At 69.6% G+C, this 16,432-nt stretch carries 12 protein-coding genes and 14 tRNA genes; 19 read left to right on the forward strand and 7 right to left on the reverse strand.

Annotated elements, in window-relative coordinates:
* Position 1: 1 nt before the first annotated feature.
* The 3 genes from BKA14_RS20325 to BKA14_RS20335 form a co-directional block, all read right to left on the reverse strand.
* Complete coding sequence (locus BKA14_RS20325) at positions 2-1,411, reverse strand: FAD-dependent oxidoreductase (RefSeq protein WP_184952509.1); 1,410 nt, start codon at positions 1,409-1,411, stop codon at positions 2-4.
* A 70-nt stretch (positions 1,412-1,481) separates the two neighbouring features.
* Positions 1,482-2,213, reverse strand: coding sequence for an SDR family NAD(P)-dependent oxidoreductase (locus BKA14_RS20330; RefSeq protein WP_184952510.1), 732 nt, complete (start codon positions 2,211-2,213; stop codon positions 1,482-1,484).
* Positions 2,214-2,224: 11 nt separating this feature from the next.
* Positions 2,225-2,647, reverse strand: coding sequence for a VOC family protein (locus BKA14_RS20335; protein ID WP_184952511.1), 423 nt, complete (start codon positions 2,645-2,647; stop codon positions 2,225-2,227).
* A 597-nt stretch (positions 2,648-3,244) separates the two neighbouring features.
* Here BKA14_RS20335 and BKA14_RS20340 point away from each other — a divergent pair.
* The 15 genes from BKA14_RS20340 (at position 3,245) to BKA14_RS20410 (ending at position 4,835) form a co-directional block, all read left to right on the forward strand.
* A tRNA-Ala gene (locus tag BKA14_RS20340) sits at positions 3,245-3,317 on the forward strand.
* Between the two features lie 3 nt (positions 3,318-3,320).
* A tRNA-Gly gene (locus tag BKA14_RS20345) sits at positions 3,321-3,395 on the forward strand.
* A 4-nt stretch (positions 3,396-3,399) separates the two neighbouring features.
* Positions 3,400-3,472, forward strand: a tRNA-Leu gene (locus BKA14_RS20350).
* Positions 3,473-3,493: 21 nt separating this feature from the next.
* A tRNA-Thr gene (locus tag BKA14_RS20355) sits at positions 3,494-3,566 on the forward strand.
* Between the two features lie 3 nt (positions 3,567-3,569).
* A tRNA-Leu gene (locus tag BKA14_RS20360) sits at positions 3,570-3,642 on the forward strand.
* 84 nt (positions 3,643-3,726) lie between these two features.
* A tRNA-Ala gene (locus tag BKA14_RS20365) sits at positions 3,727-3,799 on the forward strand.
* A gap of 10 nt (positions 3,800-3,809) precedes the next feature.
* Positions 3,810-3,883 (forward strand) — tRNA-Phe (locus tag BKA14_RS20370).
* Between the two features lie 11 nt (positions 3,884-3,894).
* A tRNA-Ser gene (locus BKA14_RS20375) sits at positions 3,895-3,981 on the forward strand.
* A gap of 15 nt (positions 3,982-3,996) precedes the next feature.
* A tRNA-Lys gene (locus BKA14_RS20380) sits at positions 3,997-4,069 on the forward strand.
* Positions 4,070-4,071: 2 nt separating this feature from the next.
* Positions 4,072-4,150 (forward strand) — tRNA-Met (locus tag BKA14_RS20385).
* Positions 4,150-4,221 (forward strand) — tRNA-Val (locus BKA14_RS20390). Before BKA14_RS20385 ends, BKA14_RS20390 begins: the two co-directional genes overlap by 1 nt.
* Positions 4,222-4,225: 4 nt before the next feature.
* Positions 4,226-4,297 (forward strand) — tRNA-Val (locus BKA14_RS20395).
* Positions 4,298-4,299: 2 nt separating this feature from the next.
* Positions 4,300-4,372, forward strand: a tRNA-His gene (locus BKA14_RS20400).
* Between the two features lie 143 nt (positions 4,373-4,515).
* Positions 4,516-4,586, forward strand: a tRNA-Cys gene (locus BKA14_RS20405).
* A 54-nt stretch (positions 4,587-4,640) separates the two neighbouring features.
* Entirely contained in the window at positions 4,641-4,835 is a 195-nt protein-coding gene (locus BKA14_RS20410; protein ID WP_184952512.1) for a hypothetical protein, read from the forward strand.
* Here BKA14_RS20410 and BKA14_RS20415 read toward each other — a convergent pair.
* The gene (locus BKA14_RS20415; RefSeq protein ID WP_184952513.1) at positions 4,830-5,204 is read right to left on the reverse strand and encodes a DUF6582 domain-containing protein; all 375 of its coding nucleotides are present in this window, start codon (positions 5,202-5,204) and stop codon (positions 4,830-4,832) included. The two genes, BKA14_RS20410 and BKA14_RS20415, sit on opposite strands and share 6 nt — an antisense overlap.
* Positions 5,205-5,305: 101 nt before the next feature.
* Complete coding sequence (locus tag BKA14_RS45175) at positions 5,306-5,845, reverse strand: TetR/AcrR family transcriptional regulator (protein ID WP_184952514.1); 540 nt, start codon at positions 5,843-5,845, stop codon at positions 5,306-5,308.
* A gap of 31 nt (positions 5,846-5,876) precedes the next feature.
* Here BKA14_RS45175 and BKA14_RS20425 point away from each other — a divergent pair, with 31 nt between their 5' ends.
* From BKA14_RS20425 to BKA14_RS20435, 3 genes are read left to right on the forward strand one after another with little or no spacing between them, the layout of a single operon-like run.
* Complete coding sequence (locus BKA14_RS20425; protein ID WP_184952515.1) at positions 5,877-7,022, forward strand: FAD-dependent oxidoreductase; 1,146 nt, start codon at positions 5,877-5,879, stop codon at positions 7,020-7,022.
* Positions 7,023-7,061: 39 nt separating this feature from the next.
* On the forward strand, positions 7,062-9,413 hold the full coding sequence (locus BKA14_RS20430; protein WP_184952516.1) for an ATP-binding cassette domain-containing protein: 2,352 nt from the start codon (positions 7,062-7,064) through the stop codon (positions 9,411-9,413).
* A gap of 6 nt (positions 9,414-9,419) precedes the next feature.
* The gene (locus tag BKA14_RS20435; protein ID WP_184952517.1) at positions 9,420-10,388 is read left to right on the forward strand and encodes a phosphotransferase family protein; all 969 of its coding nucleotides are present in this window, start codon (positions 9,420-9,422) and stop codon (positions 10,386-10,388) included.
* On the opposite strand, the gene BKA14_RS20440 is transcribed toward BKA14_RS20435, so the two are convergent.
* Positions 10,385-11,569, reverse strand: coding sequence for a cellulose-binding domain-containing protein (locus BKA14_RS20440; protein ID WP_239092976.1), 1,185 nt, complete (start codon positions 11,567-11,569; stop codon positions 10,385-10,387). The genes BKA14_RS20435 and BKA14_RS20440 overlap by 4 nt on opposite strands.
* Positions 11,570-11,723: 154 nt before the next feature.
* A complete protein-coding gene (locus BKA14_RS20445; protein WP_184952518.1) occupies positions 11,724-12,134 on the reverse strand; it encodes a hypothetical protein in 411 nt (136 codons plus the stop codon).
* A gap of 322 nt (positions 12,135-12,456) precedes the next feature.
* Between BKA14_RS20445 and BKA14_RS20450 the strand changes: the two genes are divergently transcribed.
* Positions 12,457-16,425 (forward strand): tetratricopeptide repeat protein, encoded by a 3,969-nt coding sequence (locus tag BKA14_RS20450; RefSeq protein WP_184952519.1) that lies wholly within the window; start codon positions 12,457-12,459, stop codon positions 16,423-16,425.
* Positions 16,426-16,432: the final 7 nt, after the last annotated feature.

Consider the following 16,432-nt stretch of genomic DNA (forward strand, 5'->3'; position numbering starts at 1 on the left):
GTCAGGCGCGAGCGCCGATCGCCAGGGCGCGGAGCAGGAAGCGGGGCTGGGTGAGGGCGCTCGGGTGTTCGAGCATCGTGGTGACCTGGCCCAGGCGCTGGTTGATCGACTGGTCGCGCATCGACGCCTTGAAGATCAGGCCGGTGACCCATTGGATGGCCTTGTAGCCCTTGGGGTAGGGCCCGTCGACGTGCGGGAGGGCGAGGTCGGCCATGGTCGAGACCTGCCAGGCCGCGTCGACGATCACCTTGACGTCCTGGAAGTAGGACAGGGCCGGCTTGGCCAGGTCGGGGCGGCCGCGCAGGTATTCCGACAGGGCCGAGGCGTGCAGCGCGGCCGAGGTCATCCCCTGCCCGTAGACGGGGTTGAAGGAGGCCACCGCGTCGCCCGCCGCGACCAGCCGGGCCGGGAAACGGGTCAGCTTGTGGAAGTCGCGGCGCCTGCTGTCGGCCTGGTGGTAGGTGACGACGTCGCCGACCTGCACGGCCGTGGTCGCGACCTGGCCGAACTCGGGCGGGAAGTCGTCGACGCAGCGCTGCCGGAACTCGCCGGCGTCGCGGCCCGGGCGGTCGTCGGCGTAGCCGGACACGAGCACCGTCCACCGGTCGCCCTCGATCGGGGTGTAGCCGCCGATCCGGGCCACCTTGCCCGGGCCCGGGTTGGCGATCGAGATGCACGTCCACACCTGCGCGTCGGCGGGGCGGCGGAACAGGGCGGTCGCGTAGTTGAGCTTGATGCCCATGCGCTGCATCGGCGGCTTGGCGAAGCCGTGCCCCTCGAGCCAGTCGCCGAGCCGGCTGGAACGCCCGGTCGCGTCGACGACGAAGTCGGCCTTCTCCTCCCGGCCGTCGCTGTAGCGCACGCCGGCCACCGATTCGCCGTGCAGGATCAGACCGTCGGCCCGGCCCTGCACCGTACGGACGTTGGGCAGGCTCAGCACCCGGTGCCGGATCAGCGCCTCGAGGAACGGCCGGCTCGAGATGAGGGCCTGCGCGGCCGGGCCGGTCGGCGGCTCCTCGCGCAGCTTGCCGTCCATGTAGAAGTGGCTCGTCCCGGGCGGCGGGTTCACGGCACCGGCGGTCAGGGCCTCGTCGACGAACCCGGGGAAGAAGCGTTCGAGCTGCGTGAGCCCCGACGGCAGCAGCGCGTGCACCTGGCTGCCCTGGGGCACGCCCGGGCGCGGGGCCACGGCGCCGGCCGGGTCGGCGGCGATCCGATCGTCGGGGGTGTCGAGCTCGGCCAGGTCGTCACGCTCGATGATCAGCACCTGGTCGGCGTGGTCGCTGAGGACCCGGGCCGCCATCAGGCCCGCGATGCTGCCGCCGAGCACGACGGCCCGCTCGAACAGCACGCGCGGCCCGGCCGGTGGCTCGGACGTCGACAACAGGGCGAAACGATCCGCAGCAGACACCCGAGGCCCCCATGAATGTGAAAGTTTCTTTCCTCGCCGCCGAAGATACCTCAGGCATCGAGAAATATCGTTACCGCAGGTAGGACGCCCCGTTCAGATCGAGCACGGCCCCCGACGACCAGAGCGCCTCGGGCGAGCTCAGGTGCAGCACGGCCGCCGCCACCTCCTCGGGCGCGCCGACCCGGCCGAACGGGCTCTGCCCCCGTACGTGGTCGTCGATGTTGTCTTGTTGCCGCTCGGTGCCGACGAAGCCGGGCGCCACCGAGGTCACGGCGATCCCGTACGGCGCCAGCGCGACCGCCATCGACTGCCCGAACGCGTGCAGGGCGGCCTTCGCGGCCCCGTACGCCGGGAACTCGGGTTCACCGCGAAACGCCCCGCGCGAGCCCACGTTCACGATGCTGCCCCCGGCCTGCCGCTCGATCAGCCGCCGGGCCACCAGGTACGTCACGTTGGCCGCGCCGAGCAGGTCGACGTCGAGCATCGTGCGCCAGGTGCGCTGCCAATCCTCGTACGGGATGGAACTGATCTCATGGCGGTTGGCGGCGCTCGGCGCGATGGCCGCATTGTTGACGAGCACATCGACGGCGCCCAGCTCAGCCGCGGCGGTGTCGACGACCGTGCGCGCCACCTCGGGATCGGCCAGGTCACCGCCGACCAGGGTGTGCCCGTCCCCTTCCAGCGTACGCAGGGTGCTCTCCGCCTCCGCACGGTCGCGCCCGTAGTGCACCGCCACCCGGTCACCGTTCTTGGCGAACGCGACCGCGATGGCCCGCCCGATCCCGCGCGAAGCCCCCGTCACCAGCACATTTCTCACTTCGCAAACACCTGACTCTCATCGCGGAACGCCTTGAACTCCAGCGCGTTGCCGGCCGGATCGCGGAAGAACATCGTCCACTGCTCGCCCGGCCGGCCGGGGAACCGCAGGTAGGGCTCGATCAGGAACGTCGTGCCGGCCGCGCGCAACCGCTCGGCCAGCGCGTGGAACTCGTCGGTGGTGAGCAGCAGCCCGTAATGCGGGATCGGGACGTCGTGGCCGTCCACTTCGTTGTCACCCACGGGTGTCACCGGCCGGGCCACGACGTGCGTCACGAGCTGGTGCCCGTGCAGATTCCAGTCGATCCAGTGGTCGCTGGACCGGCCCTCGGCGAGCCCGAGCACGCCGCCGTAGAACGAGCGGGCCGCCTCCAGGTCGTCCACCGGGATCGCCAAGTGCACCGCCGGTCTGCCGCCCATGTGCCGCTCCCCTTGATCGTGTCGCTTGTTGATCGCATGTTCCCCACCGCCACCCCCGACCACCCAGGGGCAAAGGAAGACGCGAGGCCGACCCTACGCGGCGCGTGACACTGCCGACGAGTTATCCACAATGCCGTGTTATCCACAGGGCCGGTTGACAGAGAACTATTTTCGAGGTGGCCCGTAAATAGCGTTGCCAAGGCACTGCGGATGCGGCTACCTTTGTTTTCACCACCGGGAAGCAAGACCCGCAGGAGAGGAGATGGCGATGTCGCAGCACGCTCACCAGCTAGCACCGTACGGCTCCGCCGTCGCCCTGACCTGTTCTTTTACGTCTCTTGGCAAGCCCTATGGGGCCCGGTGGCATAGCTAGCGCACGCTGGCTCGACGCCGCCGACCCCACCCGGGACCGGCGGTTTTTTTGTTTTCTCATTCGGCGCCGTGAGGCAATTCGCGCTGCCCCTATTCAATTTTGTTAATTGACAACTCCACAGCGGATGGCACATTTTTTCCGGAGCGAGGGAGACGGCAACCCGCGCACCTTGGGAGTGTGAGACACCCCGTTCGACTCGGGGGCTCCGGACGGATTTCACAGATGGGCTTGTGGCGCAGCGGGTAGCGCACCGGTTCGGCAGACCGGGGGTCGGCGGTTCGAGTCCGCCCAGGTCCACATGCGGTTGTAGCTCAGTCAGGCCAGAGCGCCACCCCGCCACGGTGGAGGCCACCGGTTCGAATCCGGTCTGCCGCTCATCGCCCTCGTAGCCCAAAGGCAGAGGCACGACGTTGAGGACGTCGCCAGTGCGCGTTCGACTCGCGCCGAGGGCACGCACCACCAGCACCATCAGGGCCGGTGCAGCACGACTGGTCGTGCAGCCGTTTCGTAATCGGCAGGTAGCGGGTTCGAGTCCCGCCGCCGGCTCACGCTCGGGTAGCCCAATGGCAGAGGCACGCCGCTCAGAACGGCGCCAGTGCGCGTTCGAATCGCGCTCCGAGTACGCAGCAAAGCAGCACGCAGCAGAAGCCGCACGCACGACGAGCAGCACGCAGCAGAAGCAGCACATGACACAGCAGTACGGCAAGGGCTCGTAGCTCATCAGGTAGAGCGCCGCTCTCGCACAGCGGAGGTGGCCGGTTCGACCCCGGCCGGGTCCACGCACCACATGTCGTCGTAGCTCAGCCGGTACGAGCGCCGCCCTGAAAAGGCGGAGGCCGGTGGTTCGACCCCACCCGGCGACACGGCACCGAAGGGAGACGCCAGCCGATGGGCGCCGGCCGCCGCCTCGAAAGCGGTTGGGGGGTGAAACCCCGTGGGCGTTCGACTCGCCCCGTCTCCGCGTCAACAAAGTCAAGCGCCGCTAGCTCAACTGGCAGAGCAACGGACTCTTAATCCGTACGTTCGGGGTTCGAGTCCCCGGCGGCGCACTCGCAGGGTGGAGGAGCCAGGTCGTCCTCGCCGGTCTCATAAGCCGGAAGCCGCGGGTTCGAATCCCGCCCCTGCTCCCATCCCGGTAGCTCAGTGGCAGAGCGCCGCCGTGACAGGGCGGAGGCCGTTGGTTCGACCCCAGCCCGGGATACGTGGTCCGTATGGCTCAGCGGAAGAGCGTCCCCTTCACACGGGGAAGGTCCCAGGTTCAATTCCTGGTACGGGCACTGTGGCTGAAGCTCAGTTGGCCGAGCGCCGGGTCGTGGCCCCGGAGGTCGCCGGTTCGAATCCGGTCAGTCACCCGGGAAAATTCGGTCAGTCACCCGCGAAAAGCAAGCGCGTCGTGGACGGCGGCACGTCCAGCGGTCCGTAAAACCGTCGCCTTAGGCAGACCTGGGTCGGCACCAGGGACGCGCACGTCAGTAAGTAACCACGATACGAGCACGGTCGCATGCCCGAGTGGCCAGGGAGCCGCCTGCAAAGCGGCGTACGCCGGTTCGAGTCCGGCTGCGGCTTCGAGAGGTGCCATCCGCTGCGGCGTTGGATCACAAACGTGGCAAGGTCGAGTGCATGGGTATGAAGAACCATGTGCTCGGCCTCGTCGTGCATCCGCGCAACGACGTCAGCGACTCGGTGGCGACGGTGCTCGGGCTGGCCCGCGAGCACGGCGTCCGCGTGGTGGCCAAACCTTCCGATGCCGTACGGCTGGAGGGTGTCGAACCGATGGCCGACGAGGAACTCGCCACAACTACGCCCGGGCTATGACCGCAGAGCCCTGATCAGCTCGTCCTTCGTCATGGTCGAACGGCCCCGGATGTTCTGCTTACGGGCCTCGGCATAGAGCTCCTGGCGCGAGGCCTGGGGGCGCGGCTTGTCCGAGGATCGGCGGGCGGCGTCGGGTTTGCCCAGCTCGTGCCAGCTTTTCTCGGTCAGCTCGACGCCGTACCGGCTCGCCGCCTTTTTGATCCGCCGGAACGCCTCGTCGCGTTCTTTGTCGCTCACGTCGCGCACCTGGTCGAACCGGGCGATGGCGTTACGCACGTGCTTGGCGTCGTTCAGCGGTTCCTTCCGTACGCGGGGGAACGCGAACGTGCTGTCCGGCATGGCGTTTCGGGTCTCAGTCTTGATAGCCATGCCGAAGCCGTACCCGCGTCCCGGCGCGAACATGCCTGCGGGGCGGCGGCGACTCCCCGCCGACATGCCTGCGGGACGGCCGCGACTCCCCGCCGACAGGCCTACGGGGCGGCGGCGACTCCCCGCAGATACGCCGAGATGACCTCGCCCGGGTGGTCGACCGCCGACCCGGCCACCCGGTCGAACAGCAGGCCGTCGACCAGCGCGATCAGGCCGGGGGCGTGCCGGGCGGGGTCGGCCGCGCCCGCGGCGGCCAGGGTCGACTCGGCGGCGGCCAGGAACGCCGCGCGCGCCGGGGACGCGGTCGTGAGCAGCGGATGCAGCGCGGGGTCGCCGGCCAGGTCGACCATCAGCGCGAAGCGGACCCGGTGGTCGGCCGCCCGCTCGGCCAGCCGGTCGAGCAGCTCGCCCGGCCCGCTCACCGGCCCCATGTCGGTCAGGGTGCGGCCGGCCAGCCGCTGCACCATGAGCTCGATCAGCTGCCGCCGGGTGCGCGCGTAGTACGACGTCGAGCCGGCGGGCAGCTCCAGAGCGCGGTCGATCGCCCGGTGGGTCAGAGCTCGCAGCCCCTGCTCGGCCACCAGCGCGACGGCGGCGTCGCCGATGGCCGCCCGTCGATCTGTGTTCGGAACCACCTTCACAGGATCACTCTACATCAGTAGAGTCCTCTACATGCGTAGAGTTGCGATAGTCGGGGCCGGCATCGGCGGCCTCACCACTGCCATCGGCCTTCAGCACGCCGGCTGGGACGTCACGGTCTTCGAACGCTCAGGCGCGAACACGCAGGCCGGCGCGGGGTTGTCACTGTTCGGCAACGCCTGGCGAGCGCTCGACTCCCTGGGGGTGGGCGATGCCGTACGGGAAATCGCCGGCCGCGAGCAGCACACGCGGGCCGGTCAGCGACGCCGGGACGGCCGGTGGCTCGCCGTCACGCCGCCCCACGCGCTGCGCGAACTGCGAGTAGTGCACCGAGCCGACCTGCACCGCGCGTTCACGGCGGAGCTGCGGCCGGGCACCGTCACGTACGGGAAAGGGATCGACCGCACCCCGGAGGGCTTCGACCTGGTGGTGGCGGCGGACGGGCTCCGATCGCGGACGCGGGCGAGCTGGCCCGGCGATCCCGGCCTGCGCTACAGCGGCTACACGAGCTGGCGCGCCGTCACGACACGCCCGGTGGATCTGCGCGACGAGGCCGGCGAGTCGCTCGGCCGAGGCGAACGGGTCGGCCTGGCCCCACTGCCCGACGGCCGGGTCTACTGGTTCGGGGTGGCGTCGATGCCCGCCGGCACCCGCTTCGACGACGAGTACGCCGAGGTTCGCCGCCGCTTCGACGGGTGGCACTCCCCCGTCGCCGAGGTGCTCGACGCCATCGATCCGGCCGCTCTCGTGCGCACCGACATCTTCGACCTGGCCCGCCCGCTCGCCACGTTCGCCCGGGGCACCACCGTGCTGCTCGGGGACGCCGCCCACGCCATGACCCCCGACCTCGGTCAGGGCGCCGCCATGGCCATCGAGGACGCCGCAACCCTGACCCACCTGCTCGGCTCTTCGCCCGTCGACGAGGCCCTTCGCGCGTACGATGTGGTCCGCCGCCGCCGCACCCAGGCCGTCGCCCGCCGGGCCCGCGCCATGGGTCGTCTGCTGCAGAGCCGCGGCCCCCTGCGCGACCTGGTGCTGCGCCTGACCCCACCCGCCGCGGTGGCCCGGCAACTCGCGGCGCTGCAGGCCTGGCGGGCCCCCGGAGATCGTTCTGACCTGGCAGAATTGCAGCTTCCCGGATCAGGAATCGAGAAGCCGGAGGCGGGCCGTCCCGTCTAGGGTTCCCGGGAACCACGCCGACTACCAGGGGAGCCGGGAATGCACGACGCCGACAGCCACGACATGATCCGCGTGACCGGCGCACGGGTGAACAATCTCAAGGACGTCAGCGTCGAGATCCCGAAGCGTCGGCTCACGGTGTTCACCGGGGTGTCCGGTTCGGGCAAGAGCTCGCTGGTGTTCGGCACGATCGCCGCCGAGTCGCAGCGGCTGATCAACGAGACGTATTCGGCGTTCCTGCAGAACTTCATGCCGTCGATGGCCCGGCCCGACGTCGACGTGCTGGACGGCCTGACCACGGCGATCCTCGTCGACCAGGAGCGGATGGGCGGCGACGTCCGGTCCACGGTGGGCACGGCGACCGACGCCAACGCCATGCTGCGCATCCTGTTCAGCCGGCTCGGCCAGCCGTATGTCGGGTCTCCGCAAGCTTTCTCCTTCAACATCGCCTCGGTCAGCGGGGCCGGCGCCGTCACGCTGCAGAAAGGCGGACGCGAGGTCAAGGAGAAGCGCACCTTCAGCCTGCTGGGTGGCATGTGCCCGCGCTGCGAGGGGCGCGGCTCGGTCAACGACATCGACCTGTCCCAGCTCTACGACGAGGAGAAGTCGCTCAACGAGGGCGCGGTCACGATCCCCGGCTACAGCATGGACGGCTGGTCCGGGCGGATCCTGCGCGGCGTCGGGTTCTTCGACCCCGACAAGCCGATCAAGAAGTTCACCAAGAAGGAACTGGACGACCTGCTCTACCGCGAGGCCACCAAGGTCAAGATCGAGGGCATCAACCTCACGTACGCGGGTCTGGTCCCCTCGATCCAGAAGTCGTTCCTGTCCAAGGACATCGACGCGGTGCAGCCGCACGTCCGGGCCTTCATCGAACGGGTGGCCATCTTCAAGACCTGCCCCGACTGCGGCGGCAGCCGGCTCAGCGAGGCCGCACGGTCGTCCAAGATCAAGGGAATCAGCATCGCCGACGCCTGCGCGATGCAGATCAGCGACCTGGCCGAGTGGGTGCGCAAGCTCAAGGAGCCGTCGGTGGCGCCGCTGCTGACCGCGCTGGGCGAGACGCTCGACTCGTTCGTCCGGATCGGCCTGGGCTATCTGTCGCTCGACCGGCCCTCGGGCACACTGTCCGGCGGCGAGGCGCAGCGCACGAAGATGATCCGGCACCTGGGTTCGGCGCTGACCGACGTCACGTACGTCTTCGACGAGCCCACGATCGGCCTGCACCCGCACGACATCCAGCGCATGAACGACCTGCTGCTGCAGCTGCGCGACAAGGGCAACACGGTGCTCGTGGTCGAGCACAAGCCCGAGGCCATCGCGATCGCCGACCACATCATCGACCTCGGGCCGGCCGCGGGCAGCGGGGGCGGTCAGGTGGTGTTCGAGGGCAGCCTGGCGGGGTTGCGGGCCAGCGACACGCTGACCGGGCGTCACCTGGAGTATCGGGCCGTCCTGAAGGACAAGGTGCGCCAGCCGTCGGGCACGCTCGAGGTGCGCGGCGCCACGTCGCACAACCTGCGCAATGTGGACGTCGACATCCCGCTCGGGGTGCTCGTGGTGGTCACGGGCGTGGCCGGTTCGGGCAAGAGCTCGCTGATCCACGGATCGGTGGCGCCACGCGACGGGGTGGTGGCGGTCGACCAGGCGGCGATCCGCGGCTCGCGGCGCAGCAGCCCCGCCACATACACGAGCCTGCTCGAACCCATCCGTAAGGCGTTCGCCAAGGTCAACGGGGTCAAGCCGGCCCTGTTCAGCGCGAACTCCGAGGGCGCCTGCCCCAACTGCAACGGCGCCGGCGTGATCTACACCGACCTCGGGGTGATGGCGAGCATGGCCACCACGTGCGAGGTGTGCGAGGGCCGGCGGTTCGACGCGTCGGTGCTGGAGTACAAGCTGGGCGGCAAGGACATCAGCGAGGTGCTCGCGATGCCTGTCGTCGAGGCCGAGGAGTTCTTCCGCGAGGGCGAGGGCAAGGTGCCGGCCGCGCACACGATCCTCGTCCGGCTGGCCGACGTCGGGCTGGGCTATCTCAAGCTGGGCCAGCCGCTGACCACGCTGTCGGGCGGCGAGCGGCAGCGGCTCAAGCTGGCCACGCGGATGGGCGAGAAGGGCGGCGTCTACATCCTGGACGAGCCGACCACGGGTCTGCACCTGGCCGACGTGGAAAACCTGCTGGGCCTGCTCGACCGGCTCGTCGAGGCGGGCAAGTCGGTGATCGTCATCGAGCACCACCAGGCCGTGATGGCGCACGCCGACTGGATCATCGACCTGGGCCCGGGGGCCGGCCACGACGGCGGCACGATCGTGTTCGAGGGCACGCCGGCCGAGCTGGTGGCCGCGCGCTCCACCCTGACCGGCGAGCACTTGGCGGATTACGTAGGATCCTGAGCCACCATGGAGAGCATCACCAAGAACCGGCAGTCGCTCGACACGCTCCGGGCCATGGTGGCGCGCGCCTACGGCGACGATCACGTTCCTTCCCGTACGGGTAGATGGGTGCACGAACTGCGTCACGGCTGGTTCAACGTGGCGTACCGGATCCGCCTGCGCGACGGCCGCCACGTCGTGCTCAAGATCGCCCCTGCGCGCGACGTCGACGTGATGACGTACGAGCGCGGGGCGATGGCGACCGAGCTGGCCGCGATCGAGCTGATCCGCGCGCGCACAACCGTGCCCGTGCCGGACGTCGACTTCGTGGACGCCTCGGGTGAGCTGGGCGGGGCCGGCTGGTTCTTCATGCCTTACGTGGACGCCGAGAACTACGGCGTCATCCGTTCCGCCCTGTCCGCCTGCGAGCAGGACCGGCTGGACGGCGCGCTGGGCCGGGCCACCCGCGAGCTCAACACGATCACCGGGGAGGCGTTCGGCCCGCTGGCCGGCCCGGGCGTCGCCGGCTGGCGGGCCTGCTTCCTGTCCATGGTCGAGGCTGTCCTGGCCGACGGTTCACGCCGTGGTGTCGACCTCGACTACGCCCGTCTGCGGGCCCTGTTCGCCGCGCACGCGGACTGCCTGGACGAGGTGACCGAGCCCCGCTTCGTCGAGTGGGACCTGTGGGACAGCAACGTGCTGACCCGCGACGGCGAGATCGTGTGCATCATCGACCACGAACGCGCCTTCTGGGGCGACCCGCTGATCGAGGCCGGTTTCGTCGCCACCCGGCTCCCGTCGTTCGGCAACCCGGCCGCGTTCCTGCGCGGCTACGGCAAACCCGCGCTGACCCCCGGCGAGCACGACCGCCGCCGCCTCTACAACCTGCACCTGACGCTGGTCATGCTCATCGAGACCGCGTACCGCGGCGTGACGGGCCCGCGCCACCTGTCCTGGGTGCGGGCCCGGCTGGCCGAGGCGTTGGCCCTGTTCTAGCAGCCGTTGCGCTGCGAGCTCACGGCCACGTCGTCGTACCAGAGGGTGTCGGCGCCCTCACCGTAACTCTCCCAGCCCAGCCGCAGATCGGTCAGGGCGGGCCGCCACGTGCGGTTGAGCCACTGCCCGTCGATGTCGTGGGTGGGGACGCCGTCGTTGAGCAGCCCCGGCACCGACGTGTTGTCGAGCCAGGTCTCGATCGTGCCGTTGCTGCCGTCGACCTTGAACTCGACACAGTTCCACGTGCCCGTGGGCAGCGGCCGGGACTGGGCCACCCCGGCCGGGCTCTGCTCGGGCAGCGTGGCGTCGTCGGAGGCCCGGTTGAACTGCAGCGCTCCGTTCTGCCCACCGAACCGCAGGTCACGGTTACCGTCGGCCGAGTCGCGCAGGGCCACCGTGGTGATGTGCGACGCGGGCAGCGCCGTCGTGTGCCGCACCCAGTATCGGACGTACCAGACCGGCCCGGCCGTGCCGAGGATCTGCGTGTTGCCCGCGAAGACGTGGTTGCAGTATCCGGCGGCCCCGTCGATGCGCAGCGAGGTGGACCCGGTGTGCGCGACCGTACGGTCGATGACCGCCTTACCCGCCCCCGAACAGTCCGGCGTGGAGACCGCCCAGTTGCCGCCCGGGGTGGTCCCGGCCTGGTTCTCGAAGCCGTCGCAGATCGCCGTCGGCACACATCCCTGCCCCGGGTTGGGCGTCGTGGGCGTCGGAGTCGGTGTCGTCGGCGTAGGTGTGGGTGTCGTCGGTGCAGATGTCGTCGGCGTGGGAGTAGGCGTCGATCCGCTGCACGAGACCCCGTTGAAGGTGAACTCGCCCGGCTTCGCGTTGGTCCCCGAATACGTCCCCTGGAACCCGAACCGCGCCGAGGCCCCGGTGGCCAGCGATCCGTTCCATCCCACGCTGGCCGCCGTCACGGCGTTCCCGGTCTGCGTCACGGTGGCGTTCCAGGCGTTGGTGACCCGCTGATCCCCCGCGAACGTCCACCCCAGAGTCCACGACGTGACGGCCGCTCCCCCGTTGGTCACCTGCACCTCGGCGGTGAAGCCGTTCGACCACTGGTTGGCCGTCCAGGCCACGGTGCACGCGGCCGCAGCCGATGCGGGCGGCGCCACGGCCACCGCCAAACCGGCCGCGACCAGCGCCGCAGCCCCCGCCACCGGATAGATCCCACGCCGCACGGCTGCCTCCTACCGCCTTGGGAGCGCTCCCATATATTGACGACTGTAGATAAGCAGGCGAAGAAAGAGAAGAGGCAATCGCAGGAGACGGCCGGTGAGGTGGCCGAGGCGGGTTTGCCGGTGCGGCCGCTGGTGCCGGTGGCGGGTCCGCGCCTCAGACAGGGCATTCCTCGTCGCAGCCGCCGATCGGGATGATCAGGTCGCCGCTGTCCCGCTCGGGCGGCCAAAACGCGTCGAAGCTGACCGCGACCCAGCGTCCTTCCGGCACCCGGGTCCAGTTCAACCGGTATTCACCGTAGTAGCGGACGGCCCTCTCGGTGCTCTTCTCACCCTCGGGAATCGGATTCCAGTAGCCGATCGACAGCAGGTAGAGACCACGGTCCGGGCCGGGGAACGCCATCGGCACCGGCTCGTCGCAACGCGCCACCGTCAGCCACTCGTCCAGCACGATCGTCTCGGGCGCGGCGACATCGAGCGACGGATTGCCGGCCTGGTGCTGCACGGCGGCCAACCGGTCGGCCCCGAAGACCACGTCCGGCTGAAACTGCTCGTTCGCCAGGGTCATCCCGGCATACCACGGCTCACCGTCCCGCAGCGGCGGCGGGGACGCGGCCTGAATCCGCCGGAACAGAGCAGGTGGCTCACCCGCACCGTCCGCCAGTGACGGAGCGTACGGATACTCGAGCGGAGCACCCAACGCGAACCGGAGCGAGTGGACACATGCACCCTTGAGTTCAAAGGCGGCGTCACTGACGGACTGACCCATAGCGAATCCCCATTGGCGACAGACGTGCCGAGAGTGATGATTGATCCCCGACACTAGGATTTGAAGGGTGGCCACACAAGGCGTGACAAATCAGCGCCCGGTTACCTCTCCCTCACAGATCGTGCCTGAACTGGCCGCGACCTGGCGTTCCTATCTGCCCGAACACGTATTGCGCATCCTGCTGACAACCGACAATGTCAGCATTCCGCCAGTTACGCAGCGTGCCGAAGCAGTAATCCTGTACGCGGATGTCGTCGGTTTCACCGCGATGGCCGAAAGCTTCAGCGGCTCGGGCAGTTATGGCACGGAGCAACTGACACGCATCATCAACCGCTGGTTCGAGGTGACCGCCGACGCCATTGCCGCGTCCGGGGGCAGCGTGGTCGACTTCGCCGGTGACGCCCTCGTCGGCATGTTCGAGTACACGCCCGCGACCGCCGCCGCAGTCGCCCGGCGCGCCATCCACTGCGCCGAGCTCATTCGGGAGGCCACCGCCTCCGTCGTCCCGATCTCCACGCGGGACGGCTCACGGTCGCTGACGATCAGGGTAGGCATGGCTGCCGGCTCGGTGCTGGCCATGCTTCTGGGCGATCCGGCTACCCGGCTGCAGCACGTCATCGCCGGACCGGCGCTCGACGCCGCGATCGACGCGTTGCACCGCGCCGAGCGAGGCGAGATCGTCATCGATTCCGCCCTGCAGAAGGCCGCCGAGCCGGGGGAGTCGATCGACCCGCCCTACGCGCCGCCGGCACCACCGGCCGGGGAGTTGGAGCGGTTGGTGAAACCGTTCCTCCATCCCGCGATTCGCACCAGGCTCAGTTCCGGCCGGCACGAGCTGGTCAACGAGCATCGCAAGGTCACGACGGCTTTCGTCCGCCTGCCGGATGTCTCGATGGACAAGCCGGAAACGGTCCAGGCCCTGCAGCGCTACCTGGACGCAGGCGTCCGGATCATCGATCGATTCGGCGGTCACCTGCGCCACCTCATGGCCGACGACAAGGGAACGGTGCTGGTTGCCGTGTTCGGCACGCCGGTAAGCCATGAGGACGACGAGGAGCGCGCCTTGCGCTGCTGCCTCGAGCTTCTCGCGCTGCCCGGCGGGGCCGATCGGGGAGGCCTGACGACAGGCCCCGTGTTCTGCGGCGAAGTGGGCTCGGACATCCGCCGGGAGTACGCCGTCGTGGGCGACGCCGTCAACCTGGCCGCACGGCTCATGCAGGCCGCTCCACCCGGTCATCTCCTCATCGACCAGTCCACCTTCGAGCACGTCCGGGAGGTCGTCGTCGCCGACGGCCCGGTCCTGGTCACCGCCAAAGGCAAGTCCCGGCCGGTTCCTTCGTGGGTCGTCCGCTCCGTGCAGGAGGCCGACCTGCCGAGTGAACTGCCTTCACCCGCACCGGGCGCGCTGGTCGGGCGGGCCACCGAGATGGCCCGGCTCGAGCAGGTCGTCCGTGAGGTGCGCTCGGGACGGGGACGCGTCGTCTGGCTGCACGGGGAGGCGGGCATCGGGAAGTCACGCCTGGCCGCCGAGACCTGCCGGATCACCGGGACCCTGGGGTTCACGGGATACGGCGGCAGCTGCCGCTCGCACGGGACAAGCGCGAGCTATCTGGTGTGGCGCTCGATCTGGCGCGAACTCCTGGAGATCGACTCGTCGCTCCCCCTGGACGAGCAGCGATCCATGTTGACCGAGCGCGTCACCCGATACGACGGATCGGGGCAACGCGCACCTCTGCTGGCGGCGCTGATCGACCTGCCGATGCCGGACACCGACCTCACCGCCCAGCTCGACCAGAGCGGCCGCGACGAGCTGCTGCGATCCACCCTGCTGGCCTGTCTGCGGGAGCGGGCGGCCACCGGTCCGCTCGTGCTGCTGCTCGAGGACTGCCATTGGATCGACCCGGCGTCGCTCGGTCTGCTCGACCTCCTGGCCGGGCATCTCGACGACCTTCCCGTGCTGCTGCTGGCGACCTCACGCGAGCTCACGCCGGGCACGCTGTCCGGCGCGGACCACGTGATCGAGGTTCCGCTGACGCAGATGACCGAGCGGGACGCCCGGCGGCTGGCCACGCTGCGACTGCGGGAAAGGTACGGCCAGGGCACCGAAGTCGCCGGGAAGCTGGTCGAACAGATCATCGGACAGACCGGCGGGAACGCGTTCTACATCGAGGAACTGATCGCCTACCTGCACGGCAACAGATTCGACCCGGCCGACTCGGCCGGTCTGGCCGCCCTGCACCTTCCGGACAGCCTCCAGCGGCTCGTCATGGCGCGCATCGACCAGCTCACCGACGACGAGAAGGCGGCCATCAAGGTCGCGAGCGTCATCGGCCGCCGCTTCCAGCCACCGTGGATCGCGTCCGTCTATCCGAAGGCCGGCTCCGCTCAGCAGGTCGCGGTCCACCTGGCTCACCTCGACGCCCTCGACCTCACGCCGCGGGTCGCGGACGAACCGGAGCCGGAGTACGAGTTCAAGCACCCCATCACCCAGGAGACCGCGTACCAGAGCATCACCTACGACACGCGCTCCTCCCTGCACGAGCGGGCCGCCCTTTTCATCGAGGACGAGTTCGCCGACCGGCTCACCCAGTACGTCGACGTGCTCGCTCACCACTACGCCCGCACAGAACGTCACGACAAGCAACGGGTCTGGTTCCGCGCCGCAGGTGATCGCGCCAAGTCGATTTTCGCCAATGAGGCCGCGAATCACTATTACGGACGGCTGTTGCCCCTGCTGCCCGAGGCCGATCAGGCCGCGCTGCACATCGAGATCGGCACTGTGCACCACCACACGGGGCAGTGGGCCGAGGCCGATCGGCATTACCGTCTGGCCATGCGCGCGGCCGAGGCGACCGGCCGGCTCGACATCGTCGCCGCAGGCCAGCGGCAGCTCGGCGACCTGCTCATGTACAGGTCCCACGCCGATGCGGTGAGCTGGCTGAAACGTGCTCTCGTGGGTTTCCAGGGCCTCGGCGACGCCGCCGGTCTGTCCCGCACGATGGAGCGGATGACGTACGTCCTGTTCCGGCAGGGTGAATACGCTGAAGCGCTGGCGATGGCACACCAGCATCTCGCGATGGCCACCGAGGCCGGCGACCTCTCGGCGATGAGCGGCGCGCTCAACCACATCGGGCTCTGCCACCTGAACACCGGCCGGTCGGAGGAGGCGCTCGACCACCTGACCCGTGCGTTCGAGACAGCCGAGCAGGCGCGCGACCGGCACTGGATGTTGTTCGGCGCGAACAATCTCGGCTGGGCGTTCCAACGCAACGCCGACCACGTTCAGGCGATCGCGACGTACCAGCGCGCCCTCGACGTCGCCCAGGACATCGGCGCCCGGCACACCGCCGGCATCACTGTGGGCAACATGGGTGAGATCTATCGCGAGGAGGGCGACTTCGGCCGCGCCCGGGCCTGCGCGATGCACTCCTTGCGGCTTGCGGTCGAGCTGAGGGACTGGACCACCATCGTCGACCAGTTGACCGGTCTCGGGGGAATCGCCGCGGCCGAGGGGCGCCTCGACGAGGCCGAGCAGCTGCTGGAACGGGCGATCCCTCCCGCTCGCGAGCTCGACTCCCCCTACTTCCTTTGTGAGGCCTTGCACCGGCTCGCGCGTCTGCATCTGAGCGCCGGCCGCCCGGCCCTGGCGGAGACGTTGAACTCCGAGGCTCTGGCGGTCGCCGAAGAACACGACGAGCGGGACACCCAGGTGAACGCCTACACGTTGGCGGTGCGTCTGCAAGTCGCCCGGGGCGAGGTCGGCCCCGCGGACGCGGCACGGTCACTGCGCGAGGCGGCCGGACGCTGGTCCGAGCCGCATGAAGTCGCCGCGCTGATGGACGCCGCATGGCAAGCGAACTCCAGCGACGACGACGCCCGCCGGACGGCCGCCGGCATCTACGAGAAGCTCTACCTGCGAGCTCCCCGCCTGGAATATCGCCATGCCTACCGCCGGCTCACCGGCGTCCGCCTGCCCCCGGGCCCGCCCCTGCCGGCCCTCCCCCGGTGGATCGTGACGGAGAACGGCCCCGGCCTGGACGTCCTTCTGGAACGCATCGAACGCGCCCCGCGGCACAACCGAGCGGCCTGAACCCCTC

The organism is Paractinoplanes abujensis, from assembly GCF_014204895.1.
In the GTDB taxonomy this organism is placed as follows: domain Bacteria; phylum Actinomycetota; class Actinomycetes; order Mycobacteriales; family Micromonosporaceae; genus Actinoplanes; species Actinoplanes abujensis.